General features: G+C 42.1%; 14 protein-coding genes and 1 pseudogene. 9 read left to right on the forward strand and 6 right to left on the reverse strand.

From position 1 onward, the window contains the following. Nucleotides 1-165 precede the first annotated feature (165 nt). The 8 genes from pgaA to AACS92_RS07620 all read left to right on the forward strand — a co-directional run bounded on the left by pgaA (nucleotide 166) and on the right by AACS92_RS07620 (nucleotide 10,398). A complete protein-coding gene (gene pgaA, locus AACS92_RS07585; protein ID WP_193756836.1) occupies nucleotides 166-2,667 on the forward strand; it encodes a poly-beta-1,6 N-acetyl-D-glucosamine export porin PgaA in 2,502 nt (833 codons plus the stop codon). 10 nt (nucleotides 2,668-2,677) lie between these two features. Continuing rightward, nucleotides 2,678-4,714 (forward strand): poly-beta-1,6-N-acetyl-D-glucosamine N-deacetylase PgaB, encoded by a 2,037-nt coding sequence (pgaB, locus tag AACS92_RS07590; protein WP_099108362.1) that lies wholly within the window; start codon nucleotides 2,678-2,680, stop codon nucleotides 4,712-4,714. Then, entirely contained in the window at nucleotides 4,707-6,032 is a 1,326-nt protein-coding gene (gene pgaC, locus AACS92_RS07595; protein ID WP_099108363.1) for a poly-beta-1,6-N-acetyl-D-glucosamine synthase, read from the forward strand. The genes pgaB and pgaC overlap by 8 nt, the downstream gene beginning before the upstream one ends. Beyond that, nucleotides 6,032-6,448 carry a poly-beta-1,6-N-acetyl-D-glucosamine biosynthesis protein PgaD gene (gene pgaD / locus AACS92_RS07600; RefSeq protein WP_099108364.1) on the forward strand — a complete coding sequence of 139 codons (417 nt, stop codon included), beginning with the start codon at nucleotides 6,032-6,034 and terminating at the stop codon, nucleotides 6,446-6,448. The genes pgaC and pgaD overlap by 1 nt, the downstream gene beginning before the upstream one ends. A gap of 411 nt (nucleotides 6,449-6,859) precedes the next feature. Next, entirely contained in the window at nucleotides 6,860-7,324 is a 465-nt protein-coding gene (locus AACS92_RS07605; RefSeq protein ID WP_241537840.1) for a YfiR family protein, read from the forward strand. Nucleotides 7,325-7,328: 4 nt separating this feature from the next. Continuing rightward, nucleotides 7,329-8,591 (forward strand): diguanylate cyclase domain-containing protein, encoded by a 1,263-nt coding sequence (locus AACS92_RS07610; RefSeq protein ID WP_099108366.1) that lies wholly within the window; start codon nucleotides 7,329-7,331, stop codon nucleotides 8,589-8,591. Beyond that, nucleotides 8,588-9,073, forward strand: a complete 486-nt coding sequence (locus AACS92_RS07615) for an OmpA family protein (RefSeq protein WP_099108367.1) — start codon at nucleotides 8,588-8,590, stop codon at nucleotides 9,071-9,073. Before AACS92_RS07610 ends, AACS92_RS07615 begins: the two co-directional genes overlap by 4 nt. Nucleotides 9,074-9,390: 317 nt before the next feature. Continuing rightward, nucleotides 9,391-10,398 carry an EAL domain-containing protein gene (locus AACS92_RS07620; protein WP_241537842.1) on the forward strand — a complete coding sequence of 336 codons (1,008 nt, stop codon included), beginning with the start codon at nucleotides 9,391-9,393 and terminating at the stop codon, nucleotides 10,396-10,398. A gap of 56 nt (nucleotides 10,399-10,454) precedes the next feature. On the opposite strand, the gene AACS92_RS07625 is transcribed toward AACS92_RS07620, so the two are convergent. From AACS92_RS07625 to AACS92_RS07650, 6 genes and pseudogenes are all read right to left on the reverse strand, one after another. Further along, nucleotides 10,455-10,907 carry a hypothetical protein gene (locus tag AACS92_RS07625; protein ID WP_153044723.1) on the reverse strand — a complete coding sequence of 151 codons (453 nt, stop codon included), beginning with the start codon at nucleotides 10,905-10,907 and terminating at the stop codon, nucleotides 10,455-10,457. Between the two features lie 50 nt (nucleotides 10,908-10,957). Continuing rightward, nucleotides 10,958-11,122, reverse strand: a pseudogene (locus tag AACS92_RS07630) (CPCC family cysteine-rich protein); the annotation flags it as partial. A 15-nt stretch (nucleotides 11,123-11,137) separates the two neighbouring features. Continuing rightward, on the reverse strand, nucleotides 11,138-12,394 hold the full coding sequence (locus AACS92_RS07635) for a PTS ascorbate transporter subunit IIC (RefSeq protein WP_099108371.1): 1,257 nt from the start codon (nucleotides 12,392-12,394) through the stop codon (nucleotides 11,138-11,140). A 12-nt stretch (nucleotides 12,395-12,406) separates the two neighbouring features. Then, nucleotides 12,407-12,694 (reverse strand): PTS sugar transporter subunit IIB, encoded by a 288-nt coding sequence (locus AACS92_RS07640; protein WP_099108372.1) that lies wholly within the window; start codon nucleotides 12,692-12,694, stop codon nucleotides 12,407-12,409. A 29-nt stretch (nucleotides 12,695-12,723) separates the two neighbouring features. Next, nucleotides 12,724-13,167, reverse strand: a complete 444-nt coding sequence (locus AACS92_RS07645) for a PTS sugar transporter subunit IIA (RefSeq protein WP_099108373.1) — start codon at nucleotides 13,165-13,167, stop codon at nucleotides 12,724-12,726. A 286-nt stretch (nucleotides 13,168-13,453) separates the two neighbouring features. After that, nucleotides 13,454-15,448, reverse strand: a complete 1,995-nt coding sequence (locus AACS92_RS07650) for a BCCT family transporter (protein WP_099108374.1) — start codon at nucleotides 15,446-15,448, stop codon at nucleotides 13,454-13,456. 355 nt (nucleotides 15,449-15,803) lie between these two features. Between AACS92_RS07650 and AACS92_RS07655 the strand changes: the two genes are divergently transcribed. Further along, nucleotides 15,804-16,574: an SDR family oxidoreductase gene (locus tag AACS92_RS07655; protein ID WP_099108375.1), complete on the forward strand. Its 771-nt coding sequence runs from the start codon at nucleotides 15,804-15,806 to the stop codon at nucleotides 16,572-16,574. Nucleotides 16,575-16,602: the final 28 nt, after the last annotated feature.

Here is a 16,602-nt window from a genome sequence, read left to right on the forward strand (position 1 = left end):
TTTATTTATTGCTTTTCATGAATTACCCATTGATATAAAGTCACGCAATACGTATTATTTCGCCTCTTCAAAAATGAAGAAACAAAAGTTTTTTCTTAATCTAAATTCAATTTTACTTCGTCTGATTCTGCTGTTTTCTAAATAAGCAGTATAAAAGGGGATGTCGTGCTATATCTTTATTTTAAGCCGATAGGCTTTCATAGATATCGGTATAAACTATTATCGTTATTCGTATCACTAAGTTGTCTAATAACGTCAGAAGCCGCAAAAGCGGATTATGACGAGTTAATCCTGCAAGCCAGAAATGGCAATACCATCCCCATGCTTGAATATATTCGTCAAGAAGAAAAGCGGCGGAAACTTTCGTCTTCTCAGGTTGCTGACTGGTTACAAATTGCAGGCTGGGCCGGGCGAGATAATGAAGTGATTGGACTTTGGCAACGCTATCATTCTATGGAATTACCAGCCAGAGGTATTGCTGCCGCAGCGCGTTCTTATCGCAATCAGCGCCAATGGACACAATCCGTCCAATTATGGCATCTGGCTTCTGTCCTTGAAGAACAAAACCACGATCTAAAAGCAGGCCTGATTATGACGCTGGCAGATGCCAAGCGAGACAGTGAGGCTCGGCAGCTGGCAAAAAGGTTACTGGCACAACATCCCAATGCCGCTAATTACCGTTTAATGGCCTATGTTGATGAAGCAGCCGGTCGCACATGGGATGCCATGCAAATGCTCTCCACCGCCCATGAGCGTTTCCCTAATGATAAAAATACCACTCACGATTATCTGTTCAGTCTAAAAAACAACCGTATCAATGGCCCAGCATGGCTTTTAGAACAACAAAATTCCTCTAAATTACAGTTATCCCCGGGTCAACAACGCAGGCTGGAAGCCGATGCAGCGGCTGAATTAGTTCGTCTTGCCATAATCCCGAATCGCAGTGAAACAGAGCGGTTTGATATTGCTGACAAAGCACTTGTCCGTTATGAGCATATGCTAAATGAGTGGCGTGAACAGCCAGATGCCCAACAGGATTACCGACGTGCCCGGATTGATCGCCTTGGGGCATTACTCGCCCGTTTCCGGACACAGGAACTTATTGAAGAATATTTACGCCTGCAACAGCCTTCATCAACAGAAGAAAACACAGAAATACCGGATTATGCCCATAAATGGGCTGCGGCGGCCTATCTGAATCTTCGCCAGCCAGATAAAGCAAGGAACATTCTGCGCCCGCTGAGTTACCCGAACGGGAAATACCCTGATAAAGGAATTCCGACTTCCCATATCACACTGGAAGATGACAGCGTTCTTTTTTATTCCGATGTGGAAAGTGAGCACCTAAATGAAGCCCAAAAACTCGCTGCCAATATCAAACAACGTAATGTTTATATGGTGAATGTTTACGGCTCTCCAATCCGGGTTCCTAATGACGGCTGGCTGCAAGGGCAACAATTTCTGGCGGAATCAGCGCAACTTAATGAAGATTTACCTGAGGCAGAAAAGCGTTTTACGCATTTAGCCCGTACAGCCCCTTCCAATCAAAAATTGCGTCTCGATTTGGCGGCAATCTGGCTGGATCGAGGCTGGCCTCGTCGGGCCGAGAGTGAATTAAAACAGGCTGAAGGGCTTGATCACCGTAATTTATCACTGGAAATCCAGCAAGGTTATACTGCTTTAGCACTACAAGAGTGGAAACAGGTTGATTTACTGGCTGATGATGTCATCTCCCGCGCACCAGAGAATGTACTGGGCAAACGTTTTAACCGCCTGCGCAATGTTCATCATATGTCAGAGCTGCGTGTCAGGGTTAATCAGGGTATTGATTCAGACAGCCCCACCAGCGGTAAAAGCAGTTCAGACATTGATGCTGTTATTTATAGCCCGCCCATTAACGATAACTGGCGTCTGTTTGCCGGTGGTGCGTATAACCGCGCTCAGTTCAGCGAAGGCCGTGGATTAAACCGTGATTTACGTGGCGGTTTAGAATGGCGGGCACGGGATATCTGGCTGGAGGGTGAAGTTTCTGGCCGGAATTATCGTCATGGCAATAATGTCGGCCTGCGTTTTACCGGCTGGTACGATTTTAATGATGAATGGCGTCTGGGTGGATCAGCAGAACGGCTGGCACGAAATACTCCCTTGCGAGCATTAACCAATAATATTTACGCTAATGGCGGGCAAATCTATAGCCGCTGGAGATACAGCGAACGCAGCCAGTGGAGTGCCAGTTTTGCACCTTCCTTTTTTTCCGATGGTAATAACCGGTTTGCTTATACCATTAACGGAATGCAACGCATCTATACTGCTCCTTATCTGAAACTCGATGCAACTTTGGAAGTCGGTACAACACATAACAGCAAGCAAGATACCCCTTATTTCAATCCCAAAAATGATTTTACCCTGCTTCCGGCGTTGGAAGCGGATCACATCATTTATCGGCATTATCAGACCGTCTGGAGCCAGCAACTCACGGCAGGTATCGGCGAGTACTGGCAGAAAGATTATGGCGGAGGGCTGATAACTACGGTCAGTTATGGGCAACGTATTAAGTGGAATGATGTTGTGGATGCAGGCGTACGGCTCACTCTGGATAAACGCCCTTATGACGGTAGACGTGAAAAAAACCTGCAAGCTGCTTTTGATTTAACGTATCGGTTCTAAAGGATTTTCTATGACTTTTAACGTAATTCGCTATTGGTTAATGATTTCAGCTTTGCTGGTTAGCCTGCTTATTTCTCAACTCAGTGTCATGGCCCACGCCGGAAAGCCTGATTTCGTTCCACCGGCGGAGCGCCCTTTATCGATGAACGAACGGCCCTGGCCCCATAACAGTTTTGTCGTACTGGCTTATCATGATGTTGAAGATGATGGTGCTGACCAACGTTTTATGTCCGTCCGTACCAGTGCTCTGAATGATCAATTTGCCTGGCTGCACGCCAATGGTTATCAACCTATTACCGTTGATCAGATCCTCACGGCTAATCAGGGGGGAACACCACTGCCGCCTAAAGCCGTGCTACTCACTTTTGATGACGGTTACAGCAGTTTCTATCACCGCGTATTTCCTTTACTGAAAGCCTATAACTGGCCTGCTATTCTGGCCCCCGTCGGTATTTGGGTTGATGCTCCCGCCGGGAAACCGGTAAATTTTGGTGGCCTGCAAGTACCGCGGGAACGTTTTACCACCTGGGCACAGGTTGCCGAAATGTCCCGCTCCGGTCTGGTGGAAATTGGTTCACATACTTATCAGCATCATTACGGTGCTCTTAGTAATCCACAGGGGAATACCGAACCTGCCGCTGCCACCCGAATCTATGATCCCAAAACAGGCAAATATGAAACTGAAAAGGAATTCCGTCAGCGTATGGAGCGGGATGTCAGGACAATCACTCAGCGGATCATCTCTGCTACAGGTAAAAAGCCGCGTGTCTGGGTCTGGCCTTACGGTATTGACAGTGGTGTCACGCTGGATATAGCAAAGCAGCACGGCTATAAACTGGCTTTGACTCTCGATACCGGTCTGGCTAATGCCAAAAATCTGGATAATGTTCCGCGGATCTTGCTGACAAATAACCCAACACTGAAAGAGTTCGCGGAACAGGTTATTCAGGTTCAGAATAAATTCCCGCTGCGTATCGCCCATATTGATCTGGATTATGTTTATGATCCTGACCCTGTTCAGCAGGCAAGTAATCTCGACAAACTGGTGCAGCGTGTTGCCGACCTCGGTATTAACACGGTTTTCCTACAGGCTTTTGCAGATCCTACCGGCGATGGCACTGTACGTGAACTTTACTTCCCTAATCGCTGGTTACCAATGCGGGCCGATTTATTTAACCGGGTTTCCTGGCAGATACACAGCCGGTTAAATATTGATGTTTACGCATGGATGCCGGTTCTGGCATTTGAATTAGAGCCTTCCCTGCCCCGCGTATTGAGCTATGACAAAAATAGCGGTGAGTTATCCGTAAACAAAGCACAATACCGCCGGTTATCGCCTTATAACCTAGAAAACCGCCGCAGAATTAAAGAGATTTATCAGGATCTAGCTGCTCATTCCATTTTTCAGGGTGTGCTGTATCACGATGATGCCATCATGTCAGATTTTGAGGATGCCGGCCCGGATGCAATCAGGGTTTATCAGCGGGAAGGTTTTCCGGCCTCCATTGCCGAAATTCGTCAGGATCCGGAAAAATTCGCCCGCTGGAGCCGCTTCAAAAGCCGATACCTGACCGATTTCACTCAGGAACTCACTGAAGCTATCAAATCTGTCCGGGGTTATCAGGTAAAAACTGCCCGTAATATTTTTGCGCTGCCGATTCTGGAACCGGACAGCGAAGAGTGGTTTGCCCAGAATTTGGATGATTTTCTTGCCCATTATGACTGGGTTGCACCGATGGCAATGCCATTAATGGAAAATATCCCGCTGTCAAAAAGTAATCAGTGGCTATCCCGTTTAGTGAAAGCTGTGGGCCAGCGCCCGGATGCTCTGAGTAAAACGGTATTTGAACTGCAAGCCGTAGACTGGCGCAAACCATCCAATAAAAGAATGATATCAGGCGAACAACTCGCTGAATGGATGCGCCAGTTACAGCTGAATGGTGCCCAAAATTTTGGTTACTACCCTGATGACTTTATTAATAATCAACCAGAAATGAACTCGATCCGTCCTGTTCTTTCCTCAGAATGGTATCCACTCAATGATTGATCGTATTCTTGCTTTTATTGTGCTCTGTATTGTTTTGAGTATTCCCATCGGTATTGCCGTCACCTTTACCGGTGAAGTTATGCTGAACTTTGTGTTTTTCTGGCCCCTGTTTATGTCTGCCATCTGGATTTCAGGTGGGGTTTATTTCTGGTTTTATCGTGAAAGACATTGGAAACAAAGTGATGAGCCGCCCCATCTGGAGGGCGAGCCTCTGATATCCATTTTGATCCCCTGTTATAACGAAGGCCCGAATGTGCATGAGACACTACAGGCAGCACTGAATCAGCGCTACTCCAATATTGAAGTGATTGCAATCAATGACGGTTCAACCGACAGCACCGCCCATGAACTTGATGATATGGCGAAACAGCATAGCGCCCTGAGAGTGATACATCTGAAACAGAATCAGGGGAAAGCTACCGCGCTTCAGGCCGGAGCTGCTGCTGCCAACAGTGATTATCTGGTCTGTATTGATGGTGATGCTCTGTTAGATCGTGATGCTGCTGTATGGATGGTGAAACCGATGATTGACCATCCCCGTGTAGGTGCAGTGACCGGTAACCCTCGGATCCGTACCCGCTCTACTCTGGTTGGCCGAATTCAGGTAGGTGAATTTTCTTCTATCATTGGCCTTATCAAACGTACTCAGCGGATTTACGGTCAGGTGTTTACCGTTTCCGGTGTGGTTGCTGCTTTTAACCGCCGTGCTCTTGCCGATGTGGGTTATTGGAGCAACGACATGATTACAGAAGATATTGATGTCAGCTGGAAACTGCAATTACGTCATTGGTCCGTCTTCTTTGAGCCTCGGGCTATCTGCTGGATCCTGATGCCGGAAACGCTTCGTGGATTATGGAAACAGAGATTACGCTGGGCGCAGGGTGGAGCAGAAGTCTTTCTCAAAAATCTGCGGAAACTCTGGGCATGGGAATATCGCCGTATGTGGGTTTTATTTGCCGAATTCTGCTGTTCGGTAATCTGGTCATTTACCTTTGCCCTTTCGATTATATTGTTTTTCCTCGGCATGTTTATCACATTACCTGAAACCATTCGGGTTTATACCCTCTTCCCGCCCGGATATACCGGGTTGGTATTAGCCGCAACCTGTCTGATTCAGTTTACTGTCAGCCTGTTAATTGAACGTCGCTATGAAAAACACGTCGCATCATCACTTTTCTGGGTGATCTGGTATCCGGTCGTATATTGGATGCTGAACTTGTTTACGACATTAGTCTCTTTTCCCAAAGTTATGCTTAAAGTCCACCGCAAACGTGCTCGTTGGGAAAGCCCTGATCGTGGAATAGAGAGAATAGAATAATGAAAGATCCCTTAATATTTACAGAACAGAAATTATTACCTCGTCTTATTGATGTCACACTGACTATTTTAGCTTGGTGTGGATTTGTCTATTTGTTTATTTCGGGGTTATTTAATTCGCCCCATCATGGCCCTAAGCCTATTATGTATATATTCAGCTCGGAATTAAGCTCAATTGCCCTCTATATCATTGTCGCTATATTCAATGCATTCCTTCTGATCGGCTGGGCAAAGTATAATCAAATTCGTTTTCGTATTGAACGCCGTCGCCACCGGCCTGCGTTAAACCATGATGAGATTGCAACAAGCTTTTCTTTAGAAGAAAACATAATAGACAGATTGAATCAAGGAAAAGTGTCTGATATTACTTATAATAATCATGGGCACATAATAGGAGTTGCTGAAAAACCAAATTAATAAATAAAGGAAATAGTTTTTATAACTCATCCTTCTATTATTTAATATATTTTGCAACCTATCTCATATACGACCATTTACAACCGGTGATTAATGATTTTTGTACAGAATGCCATGATGAGATAGGTTCCATATCCAATATATTTAGAATGACAACCCTGTGATACGGATAACCATATATTAATAAAAAAAGTAACTGAAATGAGTAAATACAGCCAACAAAGAGGCGACTTGAAAGACTAAGTGTATATTAATGACTGTTAATAATATGAAAGATAAAAACGGGATCCCGTTATGTGCTTAATTGAATGGATTCTCTGTGTTGTCAAACATTGTGCTTCCAAATTATTTTTACGGGTATTGACGGTTTTATGTATAACCATGGTGATATGTAATTCAATAGTAACAGCTATGCCTGAAACTAAAGAGCAAATAAAAATAAATGAAAATGTTGTGCGTGTCGTCTCTGGCATTATCAGTTATACATATTGGCCAGTCACACGTCCGACATTACACTTATGTCTGGTCACCCCTTCTAAATACATTCGTGCTTTAAAAAATATTAATATGTTTCCTGATGAAATAGAATTACGGATAGAAATTCTAAATTTCAATACAGAACAATTAGTCAATAAGTGTGATATTATTTACTACGGTCAGATTGATCCTATACTTCAACATCAAGTATTTAATCAGAAAAATAATAAACCACTTCTTACTATTGCTGAACAAAACCAACATTGTGAAATCGGTAGTGCATTCTGCCTCAATATAGATAGCACCCAAACAACGTTTAACCTTAATCTCGATATTTTGACTCGCAGTGGTATACGCGTAGATCCAAATGTCCTGCAATTGGCTCGTAAGGCGGAATAACTGTATGAAAAAGCGTTATTCATTAATGCCATCACGCCCGACATTACGTCAGACAGTTCACCGTATCCATCTGATCATTACTATTGTTACATTATCGGTTGTCGGTCTGTTTCTTTCTTTACTGGCACTCTTTGCCATGCAGAAATATGCTGAAAATAATCTGAAACAGATGTCATCGACAATAGCCCATACCGTACAGGCAGCGGTAGTATTTAATGATAAAACAGCTGCAAACGAAATATTGGAAATGATTGCTGCTCACGATAGTTTTACCGAAGCAAAGATTTTCGATGCAAAAAATCAGGTATTAGCCAGCTGGCATGCCAACCAGATAACACGCACAGGTAATTTTAAGAAACTGGTTGAATACTGGATATTCCCTGAACCCGTTACATTTCCTATTTATCACCACCAACAACAAGTGGGTTCAGTCTGGTTAATCGGCAATAGTGAACATATCACCAAATTTATCTATCAGGCCTTGCTGGTACTGTTTGCCTGCCTACTGATCAGCGCCATACTTTCACTCTACCTTTCCCTGCGTATGCATGACGGCGTTGTCAGAACACTACAAAACATTGCCAGTGTTGCCCATGATGTGCGCCAGCGGCGGGCATTTTCTCAGCGGGTTCCTTCCGCTCAAATTGCAGAACTGCATGAACTCAGTCAGGTTTTTAACCACCTGCTGGAAGAACTGGAAGAGTGGCAGCATCATTTACAAACGGAAAAAGCCGCTTTGACATGGCAGGCACAACATGACTCTCTCACGACATTACCCAACCGTGCAACTTTTGAGCGTGTTCTGTCCACAGTGATGAATGACAAATTCATGCGGGAGAGCGCTGCCATTTTATTTATTGACGGTAATCGGCTCAAATATGTCAATGATGTTTATGGGCATGCAGCAGGCGATCACGTCCTTATCACAATTGCCGATACTTTAAAAAAGAAAGTGCGGAAAACAGATACTGTCGCCCGCCTCGGTGGTGATGAATTTGCCATTTTATTGCCTTCAGCCAGTTTAGAAGATGCTGAGCGGATCGCTAAAAATATCATTCACGCGATGGATACCCCGATTCAGCTTCCCAGCGGCCAACAACTACGTATCACACTCAGCATTGGCATTGCTCTGTCAAATGGTGCTTTAACAGCAGAACAGTTGCTGTCTGAAGCGGATGCCGCCATGTATCACATTAAACAACGCGGCGGTGGCTGGCACTCCGCTGACACAACAAAAGTAAACTATTTATCGAGAAATTCATCATGATAAAAAAACGCGCTTTTATATTAATGATTTCATTGATTAGCCCTTTTCTTCTCAATGCCTGCCAACATACGGGCAAACTGACAACGGAACAAATCAAAGTCCTTAAACAAGAAGGATTTCAGCAAACGGATGAAGGATGGCTATTTGGTCTGTCAGAAAAAGTCCTTTTTGGTAATAACCAATTTCACTTGCAACCTGCTGGGGAGGAAAAATTGAAAAAGCTGGCTGCTATTTTATCCAAAACAGGCATTGAACATGCACGCCTTGATGGTCACACAGATAACTACGGTGAATTAAGCTATAACAACCAGCTTTCGCTAAGACGGGCTAACACGGTTGCAGATGCCCTGACACGGGGAGGAATGAACAGATCTAACTTAGAAACCCGTGGATTGGGGCCAAGCCAGCCTGTTGCGGATAATCGCAGTTCAAAAGGAAGGGCAGAGAACCGTCGAGTGGCGATTGTGATTACATCACAATAAACTTTCAATAGATTTTAAGATATAACTTAAAATACGAGGGGAATAAATAAAAGAAGGAATAATGTGGCAAAATATTGACATTAATCAATAAAATAATTTAATTATTTCACCAAGGATGGAAACAATAATCGGTTTATTTTAATTACTGCCACCGATTACGTAATTTGTTGTTCAATTCTTGCTATATAAATATATATATAGTTCCTGTATTCAATATCTTCCTGTAAGATAGCCAGCGTTATTTTTTAAGCAAACAGTCATTTTTTTATCAGCAGCAAGCTCACAAAATTTTACAAATCTAGACAGTAAGACTACTGTTGGATGATGGGCTTTATCAAAAAGGAGAAATGATGGGGCTGAATTTTAAATCATACCGAACGTTGTATCGGGCATTTGTGGTACTATTCATCGCCATCACTCTGAGTGCTGGTAATCTATTATGGAAAGTATTTTCTGATTATCGGAATAATATCAGGCCTGATATAGAATTAGAGTGGGTTTTGCTAACATTGACAATACTCATACTTTTATACGCCATCGTTTTATATAAACACACCAAAACTGTTATTATTCCAGACTATCAATTTAAAAAAGCCATTAAAAACAAACAATTTATTCCTTATGTTCAGCCCATTATCTGTAGTAAAAATAACGCCCTTATCGGATGTGAAATCCTTGTTCGCTGGCAACACCCAAAACAAGGGTTAATAGAGCCTAAAAATTTTATCTCACAAATTGAGAAATCGGACCTCATTATTCCCTTAACACATAACTTAATTACTCAAGTTCGTGATTTTTTTGCCTCTTTGGCCTATCAGCTACCGCCAAATTTTCACTTTAATTTCAATATCAATGCAAAACATTATAAAGATAGTGGTTTAGTTGAGGATTGCCGCGACTTTCTACAGGCATTTCCTGAAGATGCAATCCATCTGATATTAGAAATTACCGAGAGAGAATTACTCGAACTGGATGCACATACACTCGAACTATTTAATAAATTAGATAAATTAGGTGTATTAATCGCTTTAGATGATTTTGGTACAGGCCATTCTAATCATGCTTATTTACAAAAATTGAACATTAATGTAGTAAAAATAGGCCATAATTTCATTAGTAAAATGAACAGTGATATGTTTTCAAAGCATATTGTTGAAAATATTATTGACCTCGCTTTACGGCTTAATTTAGAAATTGTCGCGGAAGGTGTTGAAGATCAAAAACAGGCAAATCAGCTGAAAAACTATTCGGTCAATTACCTACAAGGTTATTACTTTGATCGCCCTATATCACCGGAAGAATTTGTTAATAAATGGTTAAAATAAATCATATGACTACACTGAAAATCGTGAACTTGAAACTCATAGCAAATAGATTTTTATCATCCTTTTACTGAAATTACTTTCTTTTCATTCTCACTAATCAAAATGGGCAATTGATGTAAAAAAATATAACCGTCATGTTGAAACTCAATGAGTGTTTTTCTAGCCGGAGAAATAAAAAAAGCATCTCCATTAAAGAAACATTCTGAGTTTTTATTTAAATAATCACTTACAAATAACTCAACATATCTGACATCCATAAAATAAACCTCATCTTTTATATAAGAGTTATCATTAATTATAAAGATATCATCTGAAAGATATCTTTTAAAATTCATGGCCGCTAATATTTTGGTATCGGATTGATTTTCCCAGTTTTCTACTTTACCCAGAAATTTAAATCTACCCTCCAGTGAAAAACTGATATAACTTAATAAGATAAGCTCACCACCAATGATAGGCTGTAACATTCTATCCGCTTTATCCATCGTGTATTTTTTATAGATTTCCATTTTATTATTCTTTATTCCGTAAAATTTACTATAAATCACAATACATAAAATCACTCTACTCTTCTACCTTGTTTAAAGGCATTTTTGGCTTCATTTAAACTCATAGAATCAGCACCTTCGGCAAGGTCAGGATGTTTATATTGCACCGGATCATCTTCCCAATAGCAAATATCACAAATGGTATATTCATCAGGAAGAGCTGAAATCTCACTTTCACAGCATAGGCAAAATCAACGAACAATCAGCCCCAGTAAAATTCCTACAGCACTAAAATCAGCATCGCTAAATGTGGTATTGGCGATGCCGATATCGCCAAGTACAGGCAGCAGAAATACCGGCAGGAATGTAATTAATAGGCCTTGTGCAAAGGCACCGAGGATTGCTCCCCTTCTTCCTCCCGTTGCATTACCGAAAACACCCGCAGTTGCGCCAACAAAGAAATGAGGAACTACGCCGGGAATAATCACCGTCATATTCAGCCAATAAAGTAAAAACATGCCGATGACTCCAGCAATAAAGCTGCTCAGAAAACCAATCAGCACCGCATTGGGGGCATAAGGGAAAACTACCGGGCAATCCAGTGCGGGTTTGGCGTTCGGGACTAATTTATCGGAGATACCCTTAAATGCAGGCACAATCTCAGCAATCACCATCCTGACCCCCTGTAGAATGATATAAACCCCTGCGGCAAATGTGATCGATTGCATCAGAGAATACATGATGCTGTTTTTTCCACCACTGATCTGTCGCACAAATTCCTGATCAGCAAACAGGCAAGTGAGAAGAAAAATAATTGCCATCGTTAGAGAGATGGAAACAGATGTATCACGCAGAAATAACAGGCTCTTTGGTACGTTCATTTCTTCCGTGGAATGCTCCCTATTCCCCAGTTTACTGCCAATAAACCCAGCCAGAACATAAGAGAGTGTCGAAAAATGCCCAATGGCTACATCGTCAGAACCGGTCACTTTTTTCATATAAGAATGAGTAATTGCCGGAAAAAAGACCATTGAAACACCAACAACAATTGATCCCGTCGCAACAAGCGCCGCACCATGAATCCCGGCAACAGAAAGAATAACGGCCACCATCATCGACATAAATAATGTGTGATGCCCGGTCAGGAATATGAATTTCCACGGCGTAAAACGGGCAATCAGAATATTAATCACCATTGCGAAAAACATAATCATCGCCATCTCTTTGCCAAAACTTTTCTGCGCGATTGATACGATAGCTTCGTTATTCGGCACAACCCCCTGAATGCCAAAAGTATGTTGAAAAATAACGGCGAATCCACTCAATGAAGAGACGATAACTCCGGCACCAGCGCCCAGGATAACAAACCCAAGCAAGGTTTTTACTGTACCTTTAATACACTCGGTCACAGGTTTTTTCTGCAATACCAAACCAATCAAGGAAATCAATCCGACTAAAACAGCAGGCTCTGCCAATACGTCATTCATCAGAAAGCGGAAAAAATCCATATGCGTCTCCGGTTACAATCTACCAAGATCTTGCAATGCCGCAGACAAGCGTAATTTCATTGCAGATTTATCGAGCATATTTTCTAATACAACAACTTTTCCATGTACCTGCTGCTCAGCTAGTTGTTCTGCAATATCTTTTGTCGCAACAAAAATATCGCTCTTTATTCCTTTTGCTGAACCTAAATCGGTATGTCCGACACTGGCTTCAACACCTAATTCCTGCAAAATACTTTTAATACTCATTTCCATTATTAGGCTGGTGCCCAAACCATGACCGCAAACGACGGTTATATTCATCTTATTTTCCTGTTAACTAAAAGTAGTGGCTAATACCCCTGAATAATGGAAAAAATTTCATCCTGATTTCGGGTCTGCATTAATCGATTAATTTTTTCCTGATCATCAAATAACCCAGCCAGTTCAGCAATGACTTCTATATGGCTGTAATTACTTGTTGTAGCAAATACAAACAATAATTTAACCGGATCATTTTCTGCTGACCCAAATCTGACACCCTGTTTTATTAATGTCAGGCTCAGAGCAAGCCGATTAACGCCCTGTTCTGGTCTGGCATGTGGTATTGCTATACCTGAACCCACAACATAATAAGGACCAAATTTTTCATGGGACTCATAAATCGCTTCGACATAACTGGGTTGAATCGCACCATTATTAATCAGTGGCTGACAGGCGATTTCAATGGCCTCGTGCCAATCTCTGACATCAGGAAACCATTGGATGACATCGCGGGTTAATAAGGTTCTCAGCATTGAATTTCCCCGTATACTCTTCGTCTTTCAAATTACCTCTTTGTGGCGGCATTTTGAAATCCAACCAGTATATTTCGTTAACAGGCGGTTATTTCCATAAAGGGCATCGATGAATAAAAGAATAGCCAGTGCAAATCAAATCTACTGACGGAAAGAAATAAAAATCACAATAATACGGAGTAAATCACATTATGAGGAAACGATGAGAAGATACGTAAAAAAATCCCCGAATCTAAAATTCGGGGATTAGCAGGTTATATTAACGCATACAAATAGCCACTATTGGCTAACGGACTAAATGCAAAAAGTGAATGTGTTTTTCGTATTGATCCAAAATATCGTGGATGATCTGCTCCTGCGTCCATCCCATCAGGTCGTAATCCTGACCGCCCTCTTTGAGGTAAACCTCCGCACGATAATATTTTTGTTCTTCAATTTTTTCTTCATCTTCCAAACCTGCAAGAGCAAATGCTGGCTGAATATAACCCCGTAAGCGTACTTCATAAACGAAGCTAATATTTTCACCAAAGTCTACTTCCAGATGAATGCGATCTTCAGCTTCATCATTAATCAAAACCGCTTTATTTTGTTTTTCCAGCTCTCCGGCAACCATGCTCATAGCCTGCTGGATAACTTCGCTCATAAAACGTTTTACCTGCGATCGCTTAGGATAATAGACAATATTTCTTAACCTACGCTGCCACGGTATCGGATTACGGCTGGCCGTAGGCGCTATCGTCGTCATCTGTTGGCTATCTTTCTTATAGGCATCAATCCGTAATGCTTTAAGCAAGCCATATATCGAAATTAATACCACAATTGAAAAAGGAAGCGCACTGGCAATGGTTACCGTTTGCAGAGCCGATAATCCTCCTGCAACCAGTAGGGCGATAGCCACAACGCCCATTAATCCCGCCCAGAAAATTCTTTGCCAGACAGGTGTATGATGAGCACCACCAGATGCCAGTGTATCAACTACCATTGCCCCGGAATCTGCTGAAGTAACAAAAAACATCACCACCATTACCATTGCAATAAATGACAAAACCATCGGCAGAGGGAAATATTCCAGGAAATTAAACAGGGCCAGAGAAACATCTGTCTGTACGACAGTAGCTAATTCTTTGGCTCCCTTATTGGCGATCAGGTCGATAGCACTATTACCGAATGCCGTCATCCACATCAAGGTAAAACCACTGGGTACAAACAGAACACCAGTTACAAATTCCCTGATTGTCCGCCCCCGGGAGACTCTGGCGATAAACATGCCAACAAACGGAGACCAGGATAACCACCATCCCCAATACAGTAATGTCCATCCCCCCAGCCAGTTACTGGACTTAGGTTCATAGGCATACAAGTTAAATGTTTTGCTGACAATTTCAGAAAAGTATCCGCCGGTGTTTTCCACAAAGGATTTCAGCAACAGCACGGTTGGCCCTAAAGCGACGACCAACACAAGCAAGAGTACAGCCAGACCTAAATTCACTTCGGATAAAATCCGGATGCCTTTATCCAGACCGGAAACAACAGAAATAGTCGCCAGAGCAGTGATCGCAATGATCAGTATAACTTGTACCGTTTCATTAATAGGCAGGCCAAATAGATGGTTAAGGCCTGCATTCACCTGAAGAACGCCGTAGCCCAGAGATGTCGCAACACCAAATACCGTCCCGATAACGGCAAAAATATCTACCGTGTGACCAATCGGCCCATAAATTTTATCGCCAATAATCGGATACAGCGCTGAACGCAGGGTTAAAGGCAATCCATGACGATAACTAAAAAATGCCAGAATTAAAGCCACAATGGCATAGATCGCCCAGGCATGTAGCCCCCAGTGGAAGAAAGTTAATTGCATAGCCTGTTTAGCTGCGGCAATACTTTCAGGAGTACCCACCGGTGGTGACAGGTAGTGCATCACCGGCTCAGCAACACCAAAGAACATCAGCCCGATACCCATACCCGCAGAAAATAACATGGCAAACCAGGAAAAATAACTAAAATCGGGTTCAGCGTGATCGGGGCCAAGCTTGATATTGCCGTATCTGGATAACCCCAGATAGGTCACTGAAAGTAAAATCAACGCAACGGCAAGGATATAAAACCAACTAGCATTAACAAACAAGTCTTGCTGCAAAGATTTAAACCACCTATCGGCAAGCTCTGGTTTCAAACCAGCAAATGCGACCAATGCAATGATCAAAAATGCCGAGAAGAAAAAGACTGGTGGGTTAATGTAAGTTTTCGTTTCTACCTGTCCAGTATTATCTTGACTCATACTCATCCTTCAAAAATTAGTGTCCGACACTATCTCCTATATCATTCAAAAAAATTTTGTCGAAATTTTAATAAAATTAAATAACCCCATCAGGAGTTACCCGCCACGCAAACATTTTGTGTTCATAATTTACTCAATTTTTACGTTCATGATCACCTTAACATAAAAATCAGACCAACTGTACTTATAGAGAGTTATACAAAAAATGGCATTAACAAATTAATAACATCAATAGCTAATAAGTTGAAAACAAAAAACATTAACCTCATTTTTCGTGTAATTCATTAATAGTATTTAATTAATAGTGCAACGATTTCTCATTCAGGTTAATAACTAACATAAGGAAGTTAACATCATGTTAAACGCGTTAAACAGACCAAATGGGTTAAAAGGCAAGCGAGTTGTGGTTACAGGTGGGGGGCGTGATTTTGGGCAGGCTATTTCTGTCTGGCTGGCACGGGAAGGTGCCCATGTTGACCTCTGTGCTCGCCAATTAAAAAGTGCTGAAGCGACCTGTGAAATTATTCAGAATGAAGGAGGAGTCGCAAGAAGCTATGAGTGCGATATCAGTGATGCACAATCAGTACGCGATTTTGCCGATCAGTTACTACAGGACAGTAAGCCCATCGATATTCTGATATTAAGTGCTGCGCAATGGCTGGAGGGTAATCTGAGTGAGAATAATAGTGATGAAGATATTATCAGCACGATAAATTCTGGAGCGACTGGTTCCATGTTATTAACCAAAATGCTATTACCAAGCCTGCGACAGTCTCAGGGAGCTGATATTATTGCGATGGTATCGGTCTGTGGTATCCCGAACTTCACCCGCTCTGTCGCCCATCCGGCTTTTTTTGCAGCCAAACATGCTATGAGTGGTTTCTGCAACACGATTTCACACCAGTTAAGTAAAGATAATATTCGCGTGACAGGGATATACCCTCCCGACTTTGAACTTAATGGGTTTGATGAAGTTCTGGATGATCACACAACAATGGGTAAACAAATGTTGAATGGCCGTTCGGTATGGGAATCCATACGGTTTGTTCTGACCCAGCCCCGCAGTTGCCATGTCAGTGCAATTTATTTTCAGGGGCCGACTTTTAAAGATATGAAACAGTTATAGTCGCTCAGAATAATTTATTATTCATATT

The sequence above is a fragment of the Xenorhabdus sp. KJ12.1 genome, assembly GCF_963876495.1.
GTDB classification, from domain to species: Bacteria; Pseudomonadota; Gammaproteobacteria; order Enterobacterales; family Enterobacteriaceae; genus Xenorhabdus; species Xenorhabdus stockiae.

Excerpts from the sequence above, each read along its gene's own strand:
- pgaB (WP_099108362.1), top strand. The coding sequence starts at position 2,678 with ATGACTTTTAACGTAATTCGCTATTGGTTAATGATTTCAGCTTTGCTG.
- pgaC (WP_099108363.1), top strand. The coding sequence starts at position 4,707 with ATGATTGATCGTATTCTTGCTTTTATTGTGCTCTGTATTGTTTTGAGT.
- pgaD (WP_099108364.1), top strand. The coding sequence starts at position 6,032 with ATGAAAGATCCCTTAATATTTACAGAACAGAAATTATTACCTCGTCTT.
- AACS92_RS07605 (WP_241537840.1), top strand. The coding sequence starts at position 6,860 with ATGCCTGAAACTAAAGAGCAAATAAAAATAAATGAAAATGTTGTGCGT.
- AACS92_RS07610 (WP_099108366.1), top strand. The coding sequence starts at position 7,329 with ATGAAAAAGCGTTATTCATTAATGCCATCACGCCCGACATTACGTCAG.
- AACS92_RS07615 (WP_099108367.1), top strand. The coding sequence starts at position 8,588 with ATGATAAAAAAACGCGCTTTTATATTAATGATTTCATTGATTAGCCCT.
- AACS92_RS07625 (WP_153044723.1), bottom strand. The coding sequence starts at position 10,907 with ATGGAAATCTATAAAAAATACACGATGGATAAAGCGGATAGAATGTTA.
- AACS92_RS07635 (WP_099108371.1), bottom strand. The coding sequence starts at position 12,394 with ATGGATTTTTTCCGCTTTCTGATGAATGACGTATTGGCAGAGCCTGCT.
- AACS92_RS07640 (WP_099108372.1), bottom strand. The coding sequence starts at position 12,694 with ATGAATATAACCGTCGTTTGCGGTCATGGTTTGGGCACCAGCCTAATA.
- AACS92_RS07645 (WP_099108373.1), bottom strand. The coding sequence starts at position 13,167 with ATGCTGAGAACCTTATTAACCCGCGATGTCATCCAATGGTTTCCTGAT.
- AACS92_RS07650 (WP_099108374.1), bottom strand. The coding sequence starts at position 15,448 with ATGAGTCAAGATAATACTGGACAGGTAGAAACGAAAACTTACATTAAC.
- AACS92_RS07655 (WP_099108375.1), top strand. The coding sequence starts at position 15,804 with ATGTTAAACGCGTTAAACAGACCAAATGGGTTAAAAGGCAAGCGAGTT.